This is a genomic window from Treponema primitia, from assembly GCF_046533075.1.
Taxonomy (GTDB): Bacteria; Spirochaetota; Spirochaetia; order Treponematales; family Breznakiellaceae; genus Termitinema; species Termitinema primitia_B.
In genome coordinates this window covers 1-20,261 of record NZ_JAJQRB010000008.1, presented here as the reverse complement: position 1 = coordinate 20,261, position 20,261 = coordinate 1, and the positions used below count along the sequence as shown (strand labels likewise).

General features: G+C 49.2%; 20 protein-coding genes. 13 read left to right on the top strand and 7 right to left on the bottom strand.

The genetic code is table 11. The features are described 5' to 3' along the window. Window positions 1-2 precede the first annotated feature (2 nt). The 8 genes from LQZ19_RS01510 (at window position 3) to LQZ19_RS01475 (ending at window position 8,658) form a co-directional block, all read left to right on the top strand. Window positions 3-1,070 (top strand): sulfate/molybdate ABC transporter ATP-binding protein, encoded by a 1,068-nt coding sequence (locus LQZ19_RS01510; RefSeq protein ID WP_411045865.1) that lies wholly within the window; start codon window positions 3-5, stop codon window positions 1,068-1,070. Further along, the gene (locus LQZ19_RS01505) at window positions 1,042-1,749 is read left to right on the top strand and encodes a phosphoadenylyl-sulfate reductase (RefSeq protein WP_411045864.1); all 708 of its coding nucleotides are present in this window, start codon (window positions 1,042-1,044) and stop codon (window positions 1,747-1,749) included. Before LQZ19_RS01510 ends, LQZ19_RS01505 begins: the two co-directional genes overlap by 29 nt. Next, window positions 1,746-2,642, top strand: coding sequence for a sulfate adenylyltransferase subunit CysD (cysD, locus tag LQZ19_RS01500; RefSeq protein WP_411045863.1), 897 nt, complete (start codon window positions 1,746-1,748; stop codon window positions 2,640-2,642). The genes LQZ19_RS01505 and cysD overlap by 4 nt, the downstream gene beginning before the upstream one ends. Continuing rightward, a complete protein-coding gene (locus tag LQZ19_RS01495) occupies window positions 2,642-4,000 on the top strand; it encodes a sulfate adenylyltransferase subunit 1 (RefSeq protein WP_411045862.1) in 1,359 nt (452 codons plus the stop codon). Before cysD ends, LQZ19_RS01495 begins: the two co-directional genes overlap by 1 nt. 61 nt (window positions 4,001-4,061) lie before the next feature. After that, window positions 4,062-4,898 carry a phosphorylase family protein gene (locus LQZ19_RS01490; protein WP_411045861.1) on the top strand — a complete coding sequence of 279 codons (837 nt, stop codon included), beginning with the start codon at window positions 4,062-4,064 and terminating at the stop codon, window positions 4,896-4,898. A gap of 98 nt (window positions 4,899-4,996) precedes the next feature. Next, window positions 4,997-5,875: a nucleotide-binding protein gene (locus tag LQZ19_RS01485; RefSeq protein WP_411045860.1), complete on the top strand. Its 879-nt coding sequence runs from the start codon at window positions 4,997-4,999 to the stop codon at window positions 5,873-5,875. Between the two features lie 9 nt (window positions 5,876-5,884). Then, on the top strand, window positions 5,885-7,294 hold the full coding sequence (locus LQZ19_RS01480) for a nitrogenase component 1 (protein ID WP_411045859.1): 1,410 nt from the start codon (window positions 5,885-5,887) through the stop codon (window positions 7,292-7,294). Between the two features lie 2 nt (window positions 7,295-7,296). Continuing rightward, window positions 7,297-8,658 (top strand): nitrogenase component 1, encoded by a 1,362-nt coding sequence (locus LQZ19_RS01475; protein WP_411045858.1) that lies wholly within the window; start codon window positions 7,297-7,299, stop codon window positions 8,656-8,658. A 3-nt stretch (window positions 8,659-8,661) separates the two neighbouring features. Here LQZ19_RS01475 and LQZ19_RS01470 read toward each other — a convergent pair whose 3' ends face one another. The 4 genes from LQZ19_RS01470 to LQZ19_RS01455 all read right to left on the bottom strand — a co-directional run bounded on the left by LQZ19_RS01470 (window position 8,662) and on the right by LQZ19_RS01455 (window position 11,556). Then, window positions 8,662-9,486 carry a HesA/MoeB/ThiF family protein gene (locus LQZ19_RS01470; protein WP_411045857.1) on the bottom strand — a complete coding sequence of 275 codons (825 nt, stop codon included), beginning with the start codon at window positions 9,484-9,486 and terminating at the stop codon, window positions 8,662-8,664. 10 nt (window positions 9,487-9,496) lie between these two features. Then, a complete protein-coding gene (locus LQZ19_RS01465) occupies window positions 9,497-9,751 on the bottom strand; it encodes a sulfurtransferase TusA family protein (RefSeq protein ID WP_411045856.1) in 255 nt (84 codons plus the stop codon). Between the two features lie 61 nt (window positions 9,752-9,812). Then, window positions 9,813-10,709, bottom strand: a complete 897-nt coding sequence (locus LQZ19_RS01460) for a DMT family transporter (protein ID WP_411045855.1) — start codon at window positions 10,707-10,709, stop codon at window positions 9,813-9,815. Then, window positions 10,684-11,556, bottom strand: coding sequence for a 4Fe-4S binding protein (locus tag LQZ19_RS01455; RefSeq protein WP_411045854.1), 873 nt, complete (start codon window positions 11,554-11,556; stop codon window positions 10,684-10,686). The genes LQZ19_RS01460 and LQZ19_RS01455 overlap by 26 nt, the downstream gene beginning before the upstream one ends. A gap of 227 nt (window positions 11,557-11,783) precedes the next feature. On the opposite strand from LQZ19_RS01455, the gene LQZ19_RS01450 reads away from it, so the two are divergent. From LQZ19_RS01450 to LQZ19_RS01430, 5 genes are all read left to right on the top strand, one after another. Beyond that, window positions 11,784-12,590, top strand: a complete 807-nt coding sequence (locus LQZ19_RS01450) for an ABC transporter ATP-binding protein (RefSeq protein ID WP_411045853.1) — start codon at window positions 11,784-11,786, stop codon at window positions 12,588-12,590. Between the two features lie 13 nt (window positions 12,591-12,603). Then, a complete protein-coding gene (locus LQZ19_RS01445) occupies window positions 12,604-13,389 on the top strand; it encodes an ABC transporter permease (RefSeq protein WP_411045852.1) in 786 nt (261 codons plus the stop codon). 24 nt (window positions 13,390-13,413) lie between these two features. Continuing rightward, entirely contained in the window at window positions 13,414-14,451 is a 1,038-nt protein-coding gene (locus LQZ19_RS01440; protein WP_411045851.1) for an ABC transporter substrate-binding protein, read from the top strand. 15 nt (window positions 14,452-14,466) lie between these two features. Continuing rightward, complete coding sequence (locus tag LQZ19_RS01435; protein WP_411045850.1) at window positions 14,467-15,948, top strand: aryl-sulfate sulfotransferase; 1,482 nt, start codon at window positions 14,467-14,469, stop codon at window positions 15,946-15,948. Between the two features lie 117 nt (window positions 15,949-16,065). Then, on the top strand, window positions 16,066-17,250 hold the full coding sequence (locus LQZ19_RS01430; protein ID WP_411045849.1) for an aryl-sulfate sulfotransferase: 1,185 nt from the start codon (window positions 16,066-16,068) through the stop codon (window positions 17,248-17,250). 5 nt (window positions 17,251-17,255) lie between these two features. Here LQZ19_RS01430 and LQZ19_RS01425 read toward each other — a convergent pair whose 3' ends face one another. The 3 genes from LQZ19_RS01425 to LQZ19_RS01415 all read right to left on the bottom strand — a co-directional run. Beyond that, complete coding sequence (locus LQZ19_RS01425; protein ID WP_411045848.1) at window positions 17,256-18,533, bottom strand: HDIG domain-containing metalloprotein; 1,278 nt, start codon at window positions 18,531-18,533, stop codon at window positions 17,256-17,258. Window positions 18,534-18,619: 86 nt separating this feature from the next. After that, window positions 18,620-19,057: a hypothetical protein gene (locus LQZ19_RS01420; RefSeq protein WP_411045847.1), complete on the bottom strand. Its 438-nt coding sequence runs from the start codon at window positions 19,055-19,057 to the stop codon at window positions 18,620-18,622. Between the two features lie 27 nt (window positions 19,058-19,084). After that, on the bottom strand, window positions 19,085-20,261 hold a 1,177-nt coding region (locus LQZ19_RS01415), incomplete at its 5' end, for a leucine-rich repeat protein (protein WP_411045846.1).

The window sequence follows — 20,261 nt, the reverse complement described above, 5'->3', positions numbered from 1 at the left end:
TTATGAGTATAGAAATCGCCGGGATACATAAAAAATTTGGGGATTTTACCGCCCTGGAGAACGTTAACCTTTCCATTCCCACCGGGGAGATTACCGCCCTCCTGGGACCATCGGGGTCGGGAAAAACAACATTACTGCGAATCATCGCCGGCCTTGAAACCCCCGATGCGGGGACTATCGGTTTATTCGGTGAGGATTCTACCAATAAGCAGACCAAGGATAGAAAGGTGGGCTTTGTTTTTCAGCACTACGCCCTGTTTAAGCACATGAGCGTCTTTGAGAATATCGCCTTTGGACTACGGATTCGTCCCCGAAACTTACGGCCCACAAAGGCGGAGATCCGCGACAAGGTCTTTAAACTGCTTTCCCTGGTTCAGCTGGAATCCCTGGCGAACAGGCTGCCTTCGGAGTTAAGTGGCGGACAGAAACAGCGGGTTGCCCTCGCCCGGGCTTTGGCTATTGAGCCCCGGGTGCTGCTTCTGGATGAACCCTTCGGCGCCCTGGACGCCAAGGTACGGCAGGAACTGCGGCGGTGGCTCCGGTTCCTCCACGATGAGATACACATTACCAGTGTGTTTGTTACCCATGACCAGGAAGAGGCTTTGGAAGTTTCGGATAATATTGTTATTCTGAACAAGGGGAAGGTTGAGCAGGTCGGATCTCCCGAGGATGTGTATGACCATCCGGCGAATCCCTTTGTATATGGTTTTCTGGGTAATGTAAATCTGTTCCACGCCCGGTTGGATAAGGGAATCATAAACCTTGAAACACGGGAAGACGAAGGCCAGGATACGGAAGTTTCTTTTTTTGTCCGGCCCCAGGATGTTTCTATTGACCTCTTGGATGGGGATAAACGGGGTATTGAGGCCAAAATCTTAACCCACAGAATTCTTGGCGGCAGGGTACGGGTGAACCTCAAAACCCTGGTGGGGGATAAGGAAATTGAAGCGGATATCGAAAAGAAACAGTGGAATCTTATAAAAAAAGAAAACCGGGATACGGTGTATATTATTTTTTCGGGCGCTAAAATATACTCAAAGGATGAAGTTTGGAGTGACTACGCTATCTAATCAGGTACTGACATCTATACTTGACAAGATCAGGGGACCCATGGCGCTTGCGTTCAGCCATCAGGCGGAGGACGCTGTCGTATTACACCTGATATTACAGTCCGTTCCGGAATTCGCTTCCGGGGGCTTGGAAGTCTTTACCCTGGATACAGAAAAACTATTTCCCGAAACCCTTTCGTACCACGAGGAAGCGGAAAAGTTTTTTAAGGTTCCTATTAAAAGGTACCGCCCCGACGGGGATGCGATAAAAAAGCTGGAAGAAGAGCTTGGCGAATGGGGTATGCGGGAAAGCCCGGAGAAACGGCGGCTGTGCTGCAGGGTAAGAAAGGTGGATGTCCTGGGTAAAGTCCTTGCAGGTAAAAGCGCCTGGATCACAGGCCTTCGGGCCGCCCAGTCGGTTACCCGGACGGGTCTTCAAGTTTTGGAATACGATGAACAGAATGGGCTTATCAAAATAAACCCCCTGGCTGCCTGGAGCGATGAAGACCTGGCCGCCTATATAGAAGAACATCGGATACCCCTAAACCCCCTGTATAGTCAGGGCTTTAAAAGTATAGGCTGCGCTCCCTGTACCCGGGCGGTACAGGAAGGGGAGGATATACGGGCCGGTAGATGGTGGTGGGAAAACCCGGATCATAAGGAATGCGGTCTGCATAACAATAAGAGGAAAACATCGTGAGTGAAGAAAACAGATTGACTAAGCTGGATAGGTTGGAATCCCAGAGCATTTTTATTATCCGGGAGGCTTATAAATCTTTCAAGAATATCGGTATGCTCTGGTCCATCGGCAAGGACAGTACGGTACTGTTATGGCTCGCCAAAAAAGCTTTTTTTGGTCATATACCCTTTGAGCTGATCCACATCGATACTAACTATAAGATCCCCGAGATGATCACCTACCGGGACGCCCTGGCAAAGGAACTGAAACTGCGGCTTGTGGTGGGACAAAACAAAAAAGCCCTGGCGGAAAAACGTACCTTTGTGGACGGTCTGGATCGGATCACTTGCTGCAAGGAACTGAAAACCATACCCCTCAGGCAAACCCTGGACGGTATCGGCGCCCGGCGGGTCTACGACCCCAATAGGGATGTATGGGAAGAGGCTGAAACCGCCGAACCCTACAATGCGGTAATTGTGGGGGTACGCAGTGACGAAGAGGGGAGCCGTTCCAAGGAGCGGGTATTTTCCGCCAGGGACGAAAAGAGCGAATGGGATGCCAGCGCCCAGCCCCCGGAATTGTGGAACCTATATAAAACCGAATTTGCCCCCAAGACCCATGTGCGGGTTCACCCTCTTTTGGACTGGACCGAGCTTAATGTATGGGAATATATCGAAAAAGAAAAGATCCCCACCATTTCTGTTTACTACAATCAGGGTAATGGCAAACGCTACCGTTCTCTGGGATGTTATCCCTGCACCAGTCCGGTGGATTCGGATGCCCATAATCCCAAGGAAATTATCGAGGAACTGATCAGTGGTAAATTCCGTAATATCGCTGAGCGGTCCGGCCGGGCGCAGGACATAGATGGCGGCGGTACCCTGGAGACCCTGCGGAAAGAGGGCTACATGTGATGGCTGTAACAACGGCGGCGGGAACTGCCAACCGGGATCGGATGGACATCGTTATTACCGGTCATGTGGATCATGGCAAGAGTACCCTGGTAGGACGGCTCCTGGCGGATACCCAGTCTTTACCGGAGGGTAAATTACAGGCCGTAAAGGATTCATGTAAAAAGAATGGCCGGGTTTTTGAATACGCTTTTCTCTTGGACGCCCTGGAGGATGAGCAGAAACAGGGCATTACTATAGATAGCGCCAGGATATTTTTTAAGAGCAAAGTTAGAGAGTATATCATCATTGATGCCCCGGGGCATATCGAATTTTTACGGAACATGCTGAGCGGCGCTTCCCGGGCAGTAGCGGCAGTTTTGGTGATAGATGCCGTTGAAGGGGTGGCGGAAAATTCAAAACGCCACGGTCTGCTGCTCTCCCTCCTGGGGATATCCCAGGTTTTGGTAGCGGTGAATAAGCTTGATGCCAAAAACTATGACCGGCAGGTCTTTGAGGATATTAAAAAGGAATATGAATCCTACCTGGAAACTCTTAAGGTAAAGCCCCTGGCCTTTGTGCCGGTGAGCGCCCGGGAGGGAAAAAATATTACCGAGCTTGCGCCGGAGATGCCCTGGTATACCGGGAAAACGATTCTGGAAATTCTCGACAGTTTTCGTAACCTCCCTTCCAACGAAGATTCCTTTTTTGCCATGCCTATTCAGGATGTGTATCGGTTCAGTAATGAAAATGATAACCGGCGGATTTACGCCGGTACCATTGTAAGTGGGGAAATCAGTGTAGGGGATTCGGTACGTTTTTTGCCCTCCCGCAAGGAAGCGCGTATCAAAAATATTGAGGTCTGGAACGCGCCGGCGAAGACCAGGGCCATTACTGCCGAGGCGGCGGGGTTTACCCTGGAAGCAGAAATTTACGTAAAGCGGGGGGAGGTGATGGTCAAATCTGCCGAGAAGGTCCCGGTGGAGACGACCGAACGGATTCGGGCTAATCTAATTTGGCTTGGAACCCGGCCTTTTACGTTTAACAAATCCTACCTGTTAAAGCTGGGGAGCGCAAAGGTGAATGCCCGGCTTGAAAAGATAGAAAGTTTCCTTGGAGAAGGTGATCGGAAAAAATATAGCGAACTTCGCCGTAACGACTGTGGCAGCGTTATCCTGAGCCTCTCTCATCCGGTTGCGGTTTCCACCTTTTTCGATAATCCCGTTTTGGGCCGGTTCGTTATTGTCGACGGTTATGATGCCGCCGGCGGGGGGATAGTGCTGGAAAACCTGAATAGCTTTGAGGAGGCCGATGGTCATGGGGATTTTGAAGAAGAGCTTTTTGCGTTGTTGAAAAAACATTTTCCCCATAGGTTCGAGTGAAGCGTGTTTTTATAGTAATATTGTGTATAAAACGAGAAATAATTTTTAAAAGGATTTTACCATGTCAAAAGAAACTGTCGGAAAAAATGCTTTGGTTTACCAGCATCTACTTGCGGGAATTACCCGGTTTGGCGGCACACCTGAGAATATTTGCCGTCTTGCCTTCAAGTGCGAGCCGGAGCTTATCAGTGAGAGGGTTATCCTGGCGCCGATGTGGGATTCGGATATTTTTGCTCCCTGGGCGGAATCAATAACTCCCCAGACGGAGGGTATTATACGCAAGGTGGATGAATTGGTACTGGAAGGCAAAAAAGTAACCTTTATACGTACCGGCCCGGGATCTCCGGCGGTTGCCCATGCGGTCTTCGCCTTGAGCTGTACTCCCTGCAAAAATATTATTTTTATCGGTACCGCCGGGGGGATGGTGGAGAATCAACAGGTTGGAGATATTTTGATACCGGAATATTCGGTCGCCGGGGACGGAGCGAGCCGGTATATAACCAAGAAAAAGGTTAAGGATAACGATTGTTTCGGCCTAAAATATTATCCCCATCCGGAGATATTCGAAAGGATTAACGCCGCTGCGAGAAAAGTCTGCGAGGAGTATAAAATTGGGTGGCATAAAACCAGAACCTTCAGTGTGGATAATATATTTGCCGAATTCGCTCATTTGGAGGAAATTATTAACCTGGGGTGCGACAGTATCGAAATGGAAACCGCCCTGCTGTTCCGGACCGCTGAGGTCTGTGACATAAAGGCCGGGGCAGTTTTTTTTGTTTCCGATAACTCTATTGGAGGAAAATCAATTTACGGAAACGACTTCAGAGAGGAAAGGGAAAAAAGGGATTTTATCCGGAATGAGATAATAACCCGGATAGTTATAGACTCACTTCCTTAAATTAAGGAGATTTTTGTAAAAAGGGGTTGACAAAGGATATAATTCCTAGTAATAATATGTAATTAATAATGTAAAGAATAAAATTTGAGGATTAGATCATGGGTAATCAAGAAGGAAAGCACATTGCCATTTATGGCAAAGGTGGTATTGGAAAATCAACCACTACCTCGAACATCAGCGCCGCATTGGCTGAGGCGGGTTTCAAAGTAATACAGATTGGTTGTGATCCAAAAAGCGATTCCACCAATGTCCTGCGGGGGAATGAATATCTGCCCACCGTACTGGACAGTATGCGGGACGGCAGCAAGGTCCATTTGGACGATATTTCCCGCCTTGGATTCGGCGGAGTACTCTGTATAGAATCAGGCGGCCCGGTACCGGGGGTTGGCTGCGCCGGCCGGGGGATCAATGCCGCAGTAACCTTGCTGCAGGAATTGCACCTTTTTGATGAGTTCAAACCCGATTATGTACTGTATGATGTACTAGGCGATGTTGTATGCGGCGGATTTGCGGTACCCATCCGGGACGGGATTACCGACCGGGCCTATGTGGTCAGCTCTTCGGACTTCATGGCAATTTATGCCGCCAATAATCTTTTTAAGGCCATCAGTAAATATGCCCCTTCGGGGGGAGCAAAGCTGGGGGGTATTATTGGGAACGGTCTTTCGGCGGGATACTCCCAGAACATTATCGATGACTTTGCCCAAAAGACCGGCACAAAAGTGACGGGCTATATTCCTCGATCGCTGGTTGTTTCCCAGAGCGAGCTCTATGGAAAAACAGTGATTGAAGCCAGTCCCGAATCGGAACACGCCAAGTTATACCGCAAATTGGCCAAGTCCGTAGCGGAGAATGAGGATTTGATGATACCCAACCCTTTGGCTACCACCGAGCTGCGTTCCTGGGCCAAGGATTGGGGCGATAAGGTTTTTAAACTGGAAGAAGGGGTAGTCGCAGGCAGTAGAGAAGCGATTTAAGGAAAACCAATGGCATTACTTGATACCAGAAAGGCATTAACCAGAGAGAAACGAAACGGTGCGCTCAGCCATTATCATGGAACCTTGGCGTCCATTTTGGAAGACAGTTCGGGGAAAGAACTTCAGCCCCGGGTCCGTACTTTATCCCAGAGTTCTCCCGGTGAAATAGTATACGCCCTGCAGGCGGTAAGCGGCATCCATGATGCGGTGGTGATTATTCACGGCGCTCTGGGTTGCGCGGCATCGGGGGTATGGTTTAATTCAGGCGGAAATCATTCCTGGTATACTACCAACCTGAATGAAAGCGATACTATTCTTGGTGGTGATGAAAAACTGCGGGCCGCTATCCTGCGGGCTTATAACGAAAATCATCCGGAAACAATTTTTATCATCGGGACTCCCATAATCGCAATCAATAATGATGATGTGGATTCGGTGGTCATTGAGCTTGGAGATGAGCTGGGATGTAAAATTATTTATATAGACGTAAACGGCTTTAAAACTAAAAACGCCATTTCCGGCTATGATGTGGTATTCCATGCATTCCTGAAACATCTGGTGGAACCAAGGCAAAATCCGGTTAGGCCTTTTCTTAATCTTTTTACCGTATCGGAAAGTCCCGACAATGTGGCTGCCATCGTGGAATTGCTCCTGGCCCTGGATATTCCTTGCAATATTATTCCGCAGTTTTCCGGTGTGAAGGGGATATGCAGCGCTTCCGGGGCCCTTTGCAGTGTTTCGCTGGATGACGCGGAAAATGAATATATTATGCTTGGACTTGAAGAACAGTATGGAGTTCCCGCAGTAAAAACAAATCCGCCTATAGGAACCGCAGCGGTCTACGATTTTGTTAAAAAAATTGCCGCCCGTTTTGACCGAAGCGAACAGGCGGAATCGTTGATAAAAAACGAAGAACAGAAAATTGGCGGCCGGCGCAGTAAAAAACCATTTGCGGGAAAGCGGATTCTGTTGGAGATGGATTTGCACCGGGTAGTGAGCTTTTCCTCTCTGGTTGAAGAACTGGGGGGAGAAGTATCCGGTATTGTAATTCCCCATCTGGATATTCAGAATGCAGGTAAATTAAAAGATCTTTCGATACTGTCCAGAACCGTCCCTTTTATAGTGGCCCATGGGCAACAGTTTGAAATTGTCAATGTTCTGAACAAGTATCCGGCGGACTTTTATATAGGAAGATCCGAAACTGCAGTAGCGGCAGCCCGGTTTGGTGTGCACCCTCTTCCGCTTGACGGGATTACTTATTATGGGTACCGGGGAATCGGCGAAGTGGTAAAGCGGGCTTTGAAGCCGATGGCGAATAATAACCATGCTTCTTTACTGGGTCAAAATTCGGGAGCCTCTTATTCTGAATCATGGCTTAAGCGGAGTGGAAATTGGTATGTCAAATTTGAGGTAAAGTAATCATGCATGAGGTACTGAAGAATTCCCGTCATGGGTGCGATCTGCACGGCGCCTTGCAGTCCCTGGAAGAAATTTCCGGTGCGGTCGCTGTTGTCCATGCCAATGCCGGCTGTGTGTATCAGCATTATCTGGCGGACAGGGCGAGTTTTCTGGCGGGCGGAAGTCTCTATGGGCCGGAGATTCCCGCCACCGAAGTCATTGAAAAGCAGATAGTCTTCGGCGGAGCATCCCGTCTGCGGGAAGAACTCAAAAATGCAGTTAAGGTAATTGACGGTTCATTATATATCATCCTGGGAAGCTGTGAAGCCGCCATGGTGGGAGACGATCTGGCGGCCATAACCAAAGAGGCCATTGATATTGCACTACCGGTAATTTTTTATTTTTCCGCAGGATTTAAGGGGGGCAGCCACTGGGGCCACGCCAATCTTATGAAGAGCCTAATCCGTCAGATACCGACGGTAAAAAAAATATCAACTGAAAAAATACCGGGCTTGGTCAATGTCCTGGGGATACTGCCTAAGACGGATATTTTTTACAAAGGGGACCTCCGGGAAATCCGCCGTCTTTTGGAAGCCGTAGGATTGGAGGCCAATATTTTTTTCGGTCCCCGGGACGGTGTGGCTGAACTGGAACGGAGCGCCCGGGCGGAACATAGCCTGGTATTTTCCCATTGGGGGCTTGCCGCAGCGGAGCAGTTGAAAGAGCAATACGGCATTCCCTATACGGTCTTTGAAAGCCTGCCGCTGGGAATTGAAGGAACAGCAGATTTTTATAAACAACTTTCATTGGCGCTTAAAACCGATGAGACGGGGGCTGCTGCTTTTCTGGAGCGGGAAGAAGAACAATACCGGTATTACCTCAAATCCATAACGGACGTGTATTTTGGGGAAACTCTGCAGAAAAACATCGCATTGGTGGGAGATATCAGCGCCGTAAAACGGATAGGTCCCTTTCTGGAACATTCCCTGGGCGCGGTGATCCATACGGCGGTGCTGACCGATGTATATACCCATGGTAAAGAAGACAGCCGTCCCGCGATTCCTGAAGGATTGGCAGGAGAAGTTTTTAAGACCGATGACAGTGCGGAGATTGATCAGATCCTCAGCGACGCCGATGTGGAGATGGTCCTGGGCAGTGTCCTGGAAGCCGGTGTATCGAAGCGTCTTAAAATCCCTCACCTTACGATTTCGGCCCCGAACGGGGATCAGGTTTTGCTTCATAAGACCTACGCCGGAATATCGGGCGCGTATTTTCTTCTGGAAGACTATGCAAGCGCAGTTCTGCGGAACAATGCAGAACTACGGGAGGAAAAGGAACGTTTTCTGAAGGGTCTCGATACTGGCTTCTTAGATCCCTTATCTTGATGGTCAGTTGTTATGGTATTCCTTCAGATCGCACACCGCCTGTTCGTAATCGATCAGCGTGGTGATGGTAGGATGCTCCCCGCAGACTTGGCAGTCATGATTGGGGGCAAGCTTGATCTTACGGAATTCCATGGTCATGGCGTTGTAGGTTAAAAGATAGCCGTTAAGAAGGCCATCCAGGCCCATGAGGTACTTCAGGGCTTCCGTGGCCTGGAGGGTTCCGATGACTCCTCCCATGACGCCGATAACCCCCGCTTGACGGCAGGTAGGGACCGCATCGGGCGGAGGCGGCTCTTTGAATACACAGCGGTAGCAGGGGCCTTTGCCGGGTATGTAGGTCATAAGCTGGCCCTGGAAGCGGATAATCCCCGCATGGGAGAAGGGCTTGCCCAGCATAACGCAGGCATCGTTGATTAGGAACTTTACCGGGAAGTTGTCGGTCCCGTCGATGATAAAATCGTAGTCCCGGTCTTTGATAATGTCGGTAATATTGGTGGAGTTGATCCATTCCCGGTAGGTCACCACCTCCACATCGGGGTTCATGGCGTTCATGGTTTCCTTTGCGGAGATGACCTTGTGTTTCCCCACGTCCGGAGTTGAATGAATGATCTGCCGCTGAAGGTTGGAAAGATCCACCGAGTCGGCGTCGGCAATGCCAATGGTTCCCACCCCGGCCGCGGCCAGGTACATTGCCGCAGGCGCTCCAAGGCCGCCGGCGCCGATGATCAGGACCTTTCCTGCCATGAGCTTTTTTTGTCCCTTGACGCCGACTTCCTTTAAAATAATGTGGCGGGAATACCGCTCCAGTTGTTCATCCGTAAAAGCCATGATTACTCCGTTAAGCGGACAGCCCGCCCTTCACTACCGTGAGAAGCCAGGTTCCGTCCTCAGTTTTAGTAACATTGGTTACCCGGTGTCCTTCGTCCTTGAGGCTGCGGGGTACGTTCTGAATGGGTTCGCCATCATTGAGCCGGACTTCCAGCACCTGGCCGTCATCCAGTTCTTCCAGGGCCACCTTTGTTTTAACAAAGGTTACCGGGCATACCACCGTGGTGATGTCCACCCGGGCGTCTATATGTTGGGTATCGCTCATTGTACCTCCAAATTATACTGTATTAAGCCTTTCGGTATTCTAAGTTTTATGGCGATCTTTTTCAAGATAGGGTTTGGCGGACGGACAATTCCCGCCGCTTTCCGATGATTGACGATCCGGCCACAGCAACAATAATGATAAGTCCGCCGATAAGCGTCGAAGAGGATGGTTTTTCCCCTATGGCTAAGAATACCCAGAGAGGGCTTAACACCGGTTCTATCATGGTGATGATCATAACCTGAATTGCACTGATCCGGCTGGTGCCATAGGCAAACAACAAAGAAGCGCAGCCGATCTGAAAGATCCCCAAGAAAAGAATGGGGAGAACCGAGCCGGGGTTTACATCGGGGGGAAAGAGAAAGAGAAAGGGGATGGCTATAATAAAATTAATTCCATGGCCGAGAATCATAGAATCCCGGGGGTTCCCGTCCTTCATCATCCTAAGTACCACCGAATGGGCGCCGAAAAAGATACCGGAAAACATGGCGATTACATCCCCTAACAAATTGCCGCTTTTTAGCCCGTCCTTAAAAAGCAGGAAAAGCCCCCCAAGGATCATCACCAGGGCTCCCCAATGTTCCCGCCGGGGTTTTTCCTTGATAAGGAACCATCCCAGTAAGGCTGCCCAAATGGGGGCGCTGTAATGGAGCACTATGGCGTTTGCCGACGCCGTAAGTTTATTCGCAGTAACAAAGGCAAGCATGGTAAAGGAATAGACCAAGGCCCCGGCCCAGAGCAGACCCGGGGGATTTTTTTGGGATTTTTTTGGAGGGAAAAAACCGCGGACGATCAGCATAAAAACAGCTGCCGTAAGGCTCCGCATTCCGGCTATAACTATGGGATGCCAATTAACCAGCTTGATGAAAAGTCCGCTGGTACTCCAGAGAATAGCGCAGCAAATAATCGCATGCTGACCGCGTAAACGAAACGGTTTAAGAATATTGCACCGCCGTCTCAAGTTCTTTTTTTAATTCCGTAGTTCCAACCCGGATAAGGGTTCGTCCCAGCCGTTCTCCGCCCTTACCGTTTTTCTGGTAGAACTGAACCGTGGTGTCCACCGCTTTAAAAACCTGTTCCTTGTCAAAGAGCAGGGGCAGGAGATGGAGTCCCTCCTTTATTTCGTTGCCGAACATACCCCCGAAGGCAAGGAAGTAGCCGTTTTTTCCCTCCCATGCGCCGGTGGGGCAACTCTTAACGCATTTGCCGCAGTAGACGCAGCCGGAATCGGTAAAGGCGAGGTCCTGTTTATTCTTATCAACCTTTACTACATTTGTAGGACATACCGCTTCGCAGACCCCGCAGTAGGTACAGCCCTGTTTGTTCCATTGAGGGGAGATACCCCCCTTAATACCCAGATCGTTTTCCTCCGCCTTGAGGCAGTTGTTTTTACAGCCCGTGATACCTATCTTGAATTTATGGGGCAGCTCCCGGCCAAAATACCGGGCGTCCAGTTCCTCCGCAAGGTCGGTGGTTTCAATTGCGCCGGAGGGGCAGATGGTCGAGCCCTGGCAGGCGGTAACGGTCCGTACCCGGGGCCCGCAGACGCCGATACTAACCCCCGCGGCGGCGAGTTCCTTCTTTACCTCCTCAATATCCTTTAGAGCGATGAATGGAATCTCCACCCCTTGACGGCTGGTCAGGTGAATATAGCCTTTGCCGTATTTTTCTGCGATCTCGCTAATTTTTTGCAGATGTTCCGATTTGAGTTGTCCGCCTATTACTTTAAGGCGCATGGAAAACTGATCCTTCTGAACTTGCCGCATAAAACCACCCTTTTTTAGGGTGGCGTAATCAACTTCCGCCATTATTACCTCCGCGATATATTAGGATTTTAGTTCACTTATTAATATACTAGGTGTTCTAGGCTATATTGATTTAAAGTGTCTTGTCAATTGGGAGGTAAAGATGAAATTTTTAATGTTTTTTCTAAAGGTTATTGACAAATAATTCATTATCCTATTAAATATATCTGCTTTATAGTATATGATAAAAGACATAAGCGATGAGGACTTTTTAACAAAGGCTGGTTGATATGGAAGATGAAGCCATTATTTGTATTGATCATTTATCAAAAAGCTATGCCCAGTCTGCGGGGGGCAAGGGATTAATAAAGACCGGTGAAGAAAAAGCCGGTTATGTGCTTGATGATATCAGCCTCAATATTCAGCAGGGGGAATTCCATGTATTTCTCGGCTGGAGCGGATGCGGTAAATCGACATTATTGAATATTATCGCCGGTTTTGTGGAAAAGACATCCGGCCGGGTACTGGTTGACAACAGGGAGGTAAAAAAGCCCGGAGTTGACCGTGGGGTTGTTTTTCAAAATGCCGATTCCGCTATTTTCCCGTGGATTACGGTTTGGAAAAATGTGGAATATGGGTTACGAATTAGAAAAGTCCCGGTTTCTGAACGGAACGAAACGGTCAGGCGCTGCATCAGCCTTGTTGGTCTGGATGGACACGAAAAAAAATATCCCCATGAATTATCCGGCGGTATGAAACAGCGGGTACAAATTGCCCGAAGCATGGCGAATAATCCAAAGATACTTATCATGGATGAACCCTTCGGTGCGCTGGATGCCCAGACGAGAAGGTTAATGCAGAACGAGTTGATAAATATATGGACGGAAACCCGTAAAACCATCCTTTTTGTTACCCATGATATTCATGAGGCGGTGTACCTTGGACAGAGGATCAGTATTTTGTCCCGTGCGCCAAATGCAAAAATTATGAAAACAATTGAATTACCTTTTTTGTACCCAAGGGATCTGTCGGAACGAAATACGGCAGATATTATTCAACAAATTCAAACGTTGTTTGATGTTGAATACACAATCTAGACTGGATAAAAGGATGGATATGAAAAAGCTGGCGGCCCAAATTTTTGATTTTTTACTGAACAAGGGCCTGGTGACTTGGGCGCTTTTAGTTTTGATCTGGGGGATTGCTGCGCTGATTAACGGTACTGAATTTTTACCCGGTCCGCTTACAACCCTGCGGGGCGGAAAGGAAATTGTAGTAAACGGGGTCTTGTTTCAGTATATGGGAATTAGTTTTATGCGGATTTTTACCGGGTGGGCCTTAGGGATAGTGACCGCCGTCCCTATCGGGCTTTTAATCGGACAATTCCGTATAGTCAGACGTATCCTTGAGCCCTTTATTAATTTTTTCCGTTTTATACCGGCAATAGGGTTTTTAACCCTGTTTTTAATGTGGCTCGGTGTCGGGGAAGAATCAAAAATCGCCATCATTATATACGCCACCATGTTTCCCGTTATCATTAATACCATTGCCGGGGTGTCAAGCATCAGCCCGGTAATGATCCAGGTAGCGCAGTCTCAGGGGGCCAGCGCCGGCCAGATATTCTTTACCGTTACGGTTCCTGCATCGGTACCCCATATTTTTACCGGCGTGAGGCTTGGTTTAAGCGGCGCGATTATTTCTATTGTTGCTGCAGAAATGTTGGCGGCTCAAAAAGGCATTGGCTACCTGATTTATACATCCCGTTTGTATTTTAGAACCGATTGGATTTTTGTCGGTATCCTGACCCTGGGGTTAACCGGTTATTTTTCAGACCGGTTGTTGCGTTATTTCGGAAGAACAGTCTTAAAAAGATTCGGTGTTACCGATCGAAAATAAAGTACAATTAATAGGAGTACAGAAATGAAAGAAAGAGTAGAAAAGTTCAAAATTATCGCTTGCAAGACATTAAGTATTTTTGCGGCAGCGCTGGTTTTATTTACCGGGTGCAGTAAAAAAGAGGCGGCCGGAGGACAGGGTAATGTACCCGTACTTGAAACGATTCGGCTTGGGGTAATGGCCGATACGATCTCTGCGTACATCGCAGAAATCGGAAATGAGGAGGGGCTATTTGCCAAATATGGTCTCAAAACCGATGTGGCGTCCTTTGCGGTAGGTATTAATACGGTTGATGCGGTAACTGTTGGACAGATGGATATAGGGTACGCAGCGGATTTTGCAATGATCAACCGTTTAGGTGGTTCGCCAAATACGATTTTACGGATTTTTTCAGGTTTAGGGGAAGGACGTTTTGATTCATGGAAACTCTATGGCCGGGGCGCCGGAATTAACAGCCCTGCGGATTTACCGGGGAAATCGGTGGTTACCCAGCTTGGTACCGTGATTGAGTATTGGCATGCCAAGACCTATGCCGCAACCGGGGTTGACAGTAGTAAAATTAATTTCCTTCCGGTGGAGAGTACCATGGAAGGTGTGGCCCTTATTCAGAGTGGAGCTGCGGTGGCAATGTGGGCAAACGCCCGTCCCGCCGAGTCACTTAATAAGATTGATGGAGTACATCCGATTACCGATCTTACCCCAGTGGGTGCGCCTACGCTGAATATAGCGCTTACAACAGACAAGTTTCTTAAGGAACATCATAGTGCGGTGGTAAAATATGTAAAAGTGGTTCAGGAGGTCTATGATCTCATAGAGAAGGACCCTCAACGGGCGGCGGAAATTGTTAACAAACGTACTGCTACTCCGGTTGAACAAGCGCTTATCACCATACGCAGTCAGGTTAACTATGTTGATTTGGATCAAAGATTTTTTGATGCGCTCAGCAGCTTATATGGGTGGACGGAACAGAGCGGTATCATTAAATATCCCTATGATCTGCATACATATGTGGATACAACGGCCTTACAGGAGGCCTTCCCTGGCCGGGGTAATTTTAAATAAGGAGCGATAAAAAGTATGGGGCATCCGACAATTTACCCAACCGGGGTAACGGTTTATGACAAGAAAGCGGCCTGGAACGGTTATACTATTTTCCCTTCCGCAAAGGGGGCTCTTCTGATTGATATGAACGGACGGGAAGTACACCTTTGGGAAGGTCTTGGGGGAAATCCGAATAAAATACTTCCCGGCGGGTATGTGTTAGGCAGTACGGGATCACGGGACCCGGAGGCCCATCCCTTTGACAACCTGGACTTAGTCCAGAAAGACTGGGATGGGAATACGGTTTGGAAATTTGACCGCCTGGAGTATATATCCGATCCAGGCCAGGCTCCAAGGTGGGCAGCACGGCAGAATCATGATTATCAGCGTGAAGGGTCGCCCACCGGTTATTTTTCGCCCGGAGCGGAGCCGAAAACAGAGGGAGGGAATACGCTTCTTATTGTGAATAATGAAGTTAATAACCCCCATGTTTCCGGGAAGACGCTGTTGGACAGTAAAATTATTGAAGTAAGCTGGGATGGAAAAATTCTTTGGCAATGGAACGCCAGCGATCACTTTGAGGAGCTGGGCTTTGATGAGGCGGCAAAAAACGTAATTTACCGTCTGCCCTCCGATGAATTAGCCCATGGCGGACATGGGTTCTGGCTTGCCATCAACAGTATTTCTACCCTGGGAAAAAACAAATGGTATGATGCGGGGGACGAACGGTTTCATCCTGATAATATCATTTGGAGCGCCCGGAATGCGAATATTCTTGGGATTATCGATAAAAAAACCGGCAAGATTGTATACCGTATAGGGCCGGATTTCAGCAAGACCGAACTTGGATGGATTATTGGCCCCCATCATTTTCACCTGATACCCCAGGGGCTTCCGGGGGAAGGAAATTTTCTGGTATTCGACAACGGCGGATGGGCCGGATATGGGGCGCCCCGGGATGTGTCGATCCATGGTACGGCAAATCAGCGGAGAGATTATTCACGGATCTTGGAATTTAACCCGCTTACTCAAAAGATCGAGTGGCAGTATACGCCGATTGAAGCGGGGTATATACATCCCCTGGATTCCTACAAACTGTACAGTCCCTTTATCAGCTCGGCCCAGCGGCTTCCGAATGGTAACACCTTGATTACCGAAGGAGTAAATGGCCGTATTTTTGAAATAACCCGGAATTATAAAATTATTTGGGAATACGTTAACCCCTATTTCAGAACCGCTAAGAACGGTTTAAAGGAAAACCGGGTATACCGTGCGTACCGTGTTCCTTATGAATGGATTCCGCAGTTGAAAAAACCCGTGGAAACAGATGTGCCGGCACAGAATGTCACCAAGCTCCGTGTTCCCGGCGCTCCCCCTGGCCCCGGAGGGAAGGTAACTACAATTCAAGGTATTAATCCAAACAGGGAAAAACTGATTGATGATCCCTTTCAGGCGGCGGTTGCGGTCCGTAAGGAGCCGTCAAATTTCTGTGTGTTGAATTCAGGCAACGATAAATAAGGAGGAATCATGGGACATCCAAGAATATATCCAACCGGTACAACTTTATATAATGCAGATACGGCTTGGAGTGGTTATACAATTTTTCCATCCGCAAAGGGTGCGCTCCTGATTGATATGCGGGGCAATGAAGTACAGCTTTGGGCAGGACTTGATGGATTTCCGAATAAAATTCTTCCCGGTGGATATGTATTTGGATCTTCCGGGTCACGCGCCCCCCAATACGGCTATCAGGATCAACTTGATTTACTTCAGGTTGATTGGGATGGAAATATAGTTTGGAAATATGAGCAAAACGAGCATATCAGTGATCCCGGTTCAAATCCCAGGTATGTTGCGCGGCAGCATCATGATTTTCAGCGTGAAGGATCTCCGGTTGGATATTATGCACCGGGGTTGGAACCAAAAGTCGATAGTGGTAATACGCTGATTTTAGTACACAAGGAAATTACTAATTCCGGTATATCCGACAAAATTCTTTTGGATGATCGGTTTATTGAGGTTGACTGGAAGGGTGCTGTTATTTGGGAATGGCTTCCAAACGAACATTTTGATGAACTGGGGTTTGATGAACCGGCTAAAAACCTTTTGTTTCGGGATCCCTCGGTGGTTGCAACCGGACGAGGCGACTGGCTTCATATTAATTCGCTTTCTACCTTGGGACCGAATAAATGGTACGATGCGGGGGACCAGCGCTTCCACCCGGATAATATTATCTGGGATGCAAGGAATGCGAATATCCTTGCTATCACGGACAAGAAGACGGGGAAGATAGTTTGGCGGATAGGTCCTGATTTTAACGAAACCCCGGAATTAAAAAAACTCGGTTGGATTATCGGGCAGCATCATCTGCATATGATTCCCCGGGGACTTCCTGGGGAAGGTAATCTGTTGGTCTTTGATAACGGCGGTTGGGGCGGTTACGGATCACCGGCGGGGACTTCCCGCTACGGCATTAACAGTGTTCATCGGGACTATTCGCGGGTAACCGAATTTAATCCGGTTACCTTGGAAATTGTCTGGGAATACACCGCCCCCAAAGCGGGATTTGCGGATAACTACCGGTTTTACAGCCCCTATATCAGTGCCGCACAACGGCTTCCCAACGGTAATACTATGATTACCGAAGGTTCCGATGGGCGTATTTTTGAGGTAACTCCGGATTACCGGACCGTTTGGGAATATATCAACCCCTATTATTCAGAATCCCTTGGGGGAGTATTAAATATGGTGTATCGCGCATACCGTGTTCCCTATGAGTGGATACCCCAGCTTGCGGTCCCGAAAGAAGAATCGATTTAGGCCGCTTAATATCTGCGGATACTCCGTTTCCCCATCTTTTTCCCGTCTGCGGACCGGTAGGGGTTACGGCGGTTCCGCAGGTAGCTCTGATAGGCGGCGCTGCTTTCATAGTAGCCGTCCAAGCCCTTGAAGGACGATGACTCGTCACAACGGTAGAGTTCCAGCAGGGTGGGGAACAGGGGGGATTCCAAAACTTCCTGGGTTCTGATTAAGGGCAGCCGGGGTAGAGCTGCGGGAAGCATGTGGTTTTTTACCAGATAATAAATATCACTGATAAGGGATGATTTGAATTCCAGGCGTTCTAAAAATTTTCGTGCCGCTTCGGCGCCCAGTTCGGCATGGCCGTTGAAACGATGGCTTCCCGAGGATGCCGACAGGGGCTTACCCACATCATGGAGCAGGAGTCCCAGGGAAAGCCGGAGATCGTAGGCCGATTGGTTATGGACAATAGTTTTTCGGTACCGGAAGGTTTCCAGGGTGTGTTTCCATACGTTGCCTTCCGGGTGGAATTCCTTGGAGTGATCCACATCGTCCAGGGCAGCCAGTTCCGGCCAGAATTCCCGAATGAACCCGGCGGACTTGAGGAGTTCCAGCCCCCGGCCGGGATTGGGGGATACCAGGATACCCGTCAGGAGGAGCCGCTGCGCCTCGGGTTTCGGCGGGAATCCCGGGGCTAGGGTCTCTATAAGCCGGGCCATTTTCGCCGGGGACGGCCCGCCCTGTTCGGGGCCGTACCGGGCCAGGATAAGGGCGCCGTCCATGAGCGCCCGGAAGAGGTCAACCCCGGGGTTAAGGCCGGCCTCCCAAGACGGGTACTCTTGGACCGGCAGACTGTATTCTTTCCGGTTACCGGGATCGGGACGGGGGCTGTCGTTGTTTTGCGGGAGGTTTTCCCGGATGTTCCGGGGAAGTTCCCTGCGGAGCGCCCGGAGCAGGGGGTATAGATCCAGGGGATCTTGAAAACGTTTGGTATTCCAGTCCCGACGGAAAGACAACAGGGTATAGGAAGGGGCATTTGAATCCGCATGACGAATTTCCTCGGGATCGATACAGCGGAAGTACCAGCTATGCCCGTCCATATCAACAGCGCCATCGGCGATATCCGCGCCGGGAAAACGCAGCCCTTCCAGGAGCCGTGCCAATACCGGAATATCGGCGTTGGTTTCCGCCAGGGTATAGGGCAGGGGGGCCAGTCCCATATAGCAATCCAGGGCGCTGAAACTATGAAGCCTTACCGAATAACCAGCGGAAACAAGGGGCCCGAAGATTGCTGAATGGTCCATGATTCACAGTTTAGCATATCAACTTTTCCTGTCAAACCATCAGGATTATACCTTTACGAGAGGCGCCATAAACCCGGCGTGATGAGTTACCAGTTTCCGCCGGAAAACTGCATTACCCAAAGCGGCCCGGAAAAACGAACCTTGACCTTGGCTCCGTCTTCAGCGGCAGTTGACCAGTCAAAGTGGGTTTTTCCGCTTTTAAGAGTAACCCTAACACCAAAAATGCGGCCGTCACCTTCTTTATTAGAAAAGCCGGATACACGGTATACATTGGACAAATCACGGGAGACAAGGTTGACCGTTTCCGTTGCCAGCACCGGGGACCCGCTGCTGGATCCATTGATAAACTCAATCTGGGTGATAGCCCCGCTGTTAATAAAGCCATTGAAATATTCTACCTTGAACTCAATCGTGTAGCTGCCGTGGGATGAATCATCGCTTGCTAACTCATCACAAGCGGCCGACTTAAAACCGAATGCCAAACTTGTTACAAGCATTCCCAACAATAAAATTTTCTTTGCCATAGTTTACCTCCTAAAGTATCTGGCGCCCTACGGCGTATATGTCCACCTCGTGGATATAATATATTTGGATTTGGGCCGCGTATAGGTTCCGGCTTTTTTCCCGTTCTTGTTATAAAAGGATACAAATTTGCTATAAAATATTATTTCATCGGTAAGTGTAACATTAGCCGGGATGGTTATGCTTAATACAGAACCACCAAGCGCGTGTTTAGCAATCTCGGTAACACTGTTGGGGATAGCGATGCCAGCCAAATGAGTGGCAAAAAACGCAGAATCTCCAATACGGGTAAGGCCGTTAGGAAGGGTTATGCTGGTTAATTCTACTGACTGATATTGAAAATTATTAGGTCCTGTATAAATTCTTTTCGTAAAAGCTTCGGCACCAATCGCAGTAACCGGAATCCCAAAGATACTGGCGGGTATAACAACATTTCCGCCGGCGCCTTTATACTTGGTAATTTCTCCGGAGGGGCTTATTTCAATATCCGGCATCAGGCGGGCAACACTCCGGCTGTCTGTTCCCGCCCTAACCTCCGGCAGCTGCGCATATTCCGCTTCCCGCAGAATATTGATGGCCTTGGTTTTTGACGCGGTTTCCGCATTCACCCCGTCGATGCTTGCTATCCGGATAGTCAACTGGGGAGTAATCAGGTTGGCGTTCACCCGCTGAAAGGACAGGCTTCGGGAGCCTTGTATGCGGGGAATGAGTCCCCAGAGAGCTTTGTCATTATCTTTCCACCGCAGATTCCAGCCGCCCTCCACGGTAACCCGCTCGCTCCCGATGGTTGTGCCGTCCTGGTTCACCAGTTCTACCACCACCGTAAAGCTCTCGCTCTGGCCGCCGAAGGGATAGTTTCGACCCACGCTGTTGCGGGGCCAGTTCAGCCCCCAGGTCTCGGCCCTCCCGGTCGCCAATAAGCCCTGCCGCACCACATTGACCACATTCACCACGCTTGCAGATGCGTTAAACCAGGCCGCAACCGGCACCAGATCAACGGTAACTCCACTGATAGTTACGGTTTCGTTTTTATAATCGACCGCTCCCTGCTGAATATTGAAATCATACACCAGATAGTAGGGAGTGGGTCCCTTCACATTGTCCGCGTAGACCTTCTCGGCCTCCTCCAAACGGGCAGTCCATTGTTTGCTCCAGGCAATATCGTTCCGTATGTTCTCGCCCATGTTCCCGCTGGTAATGTTCGCA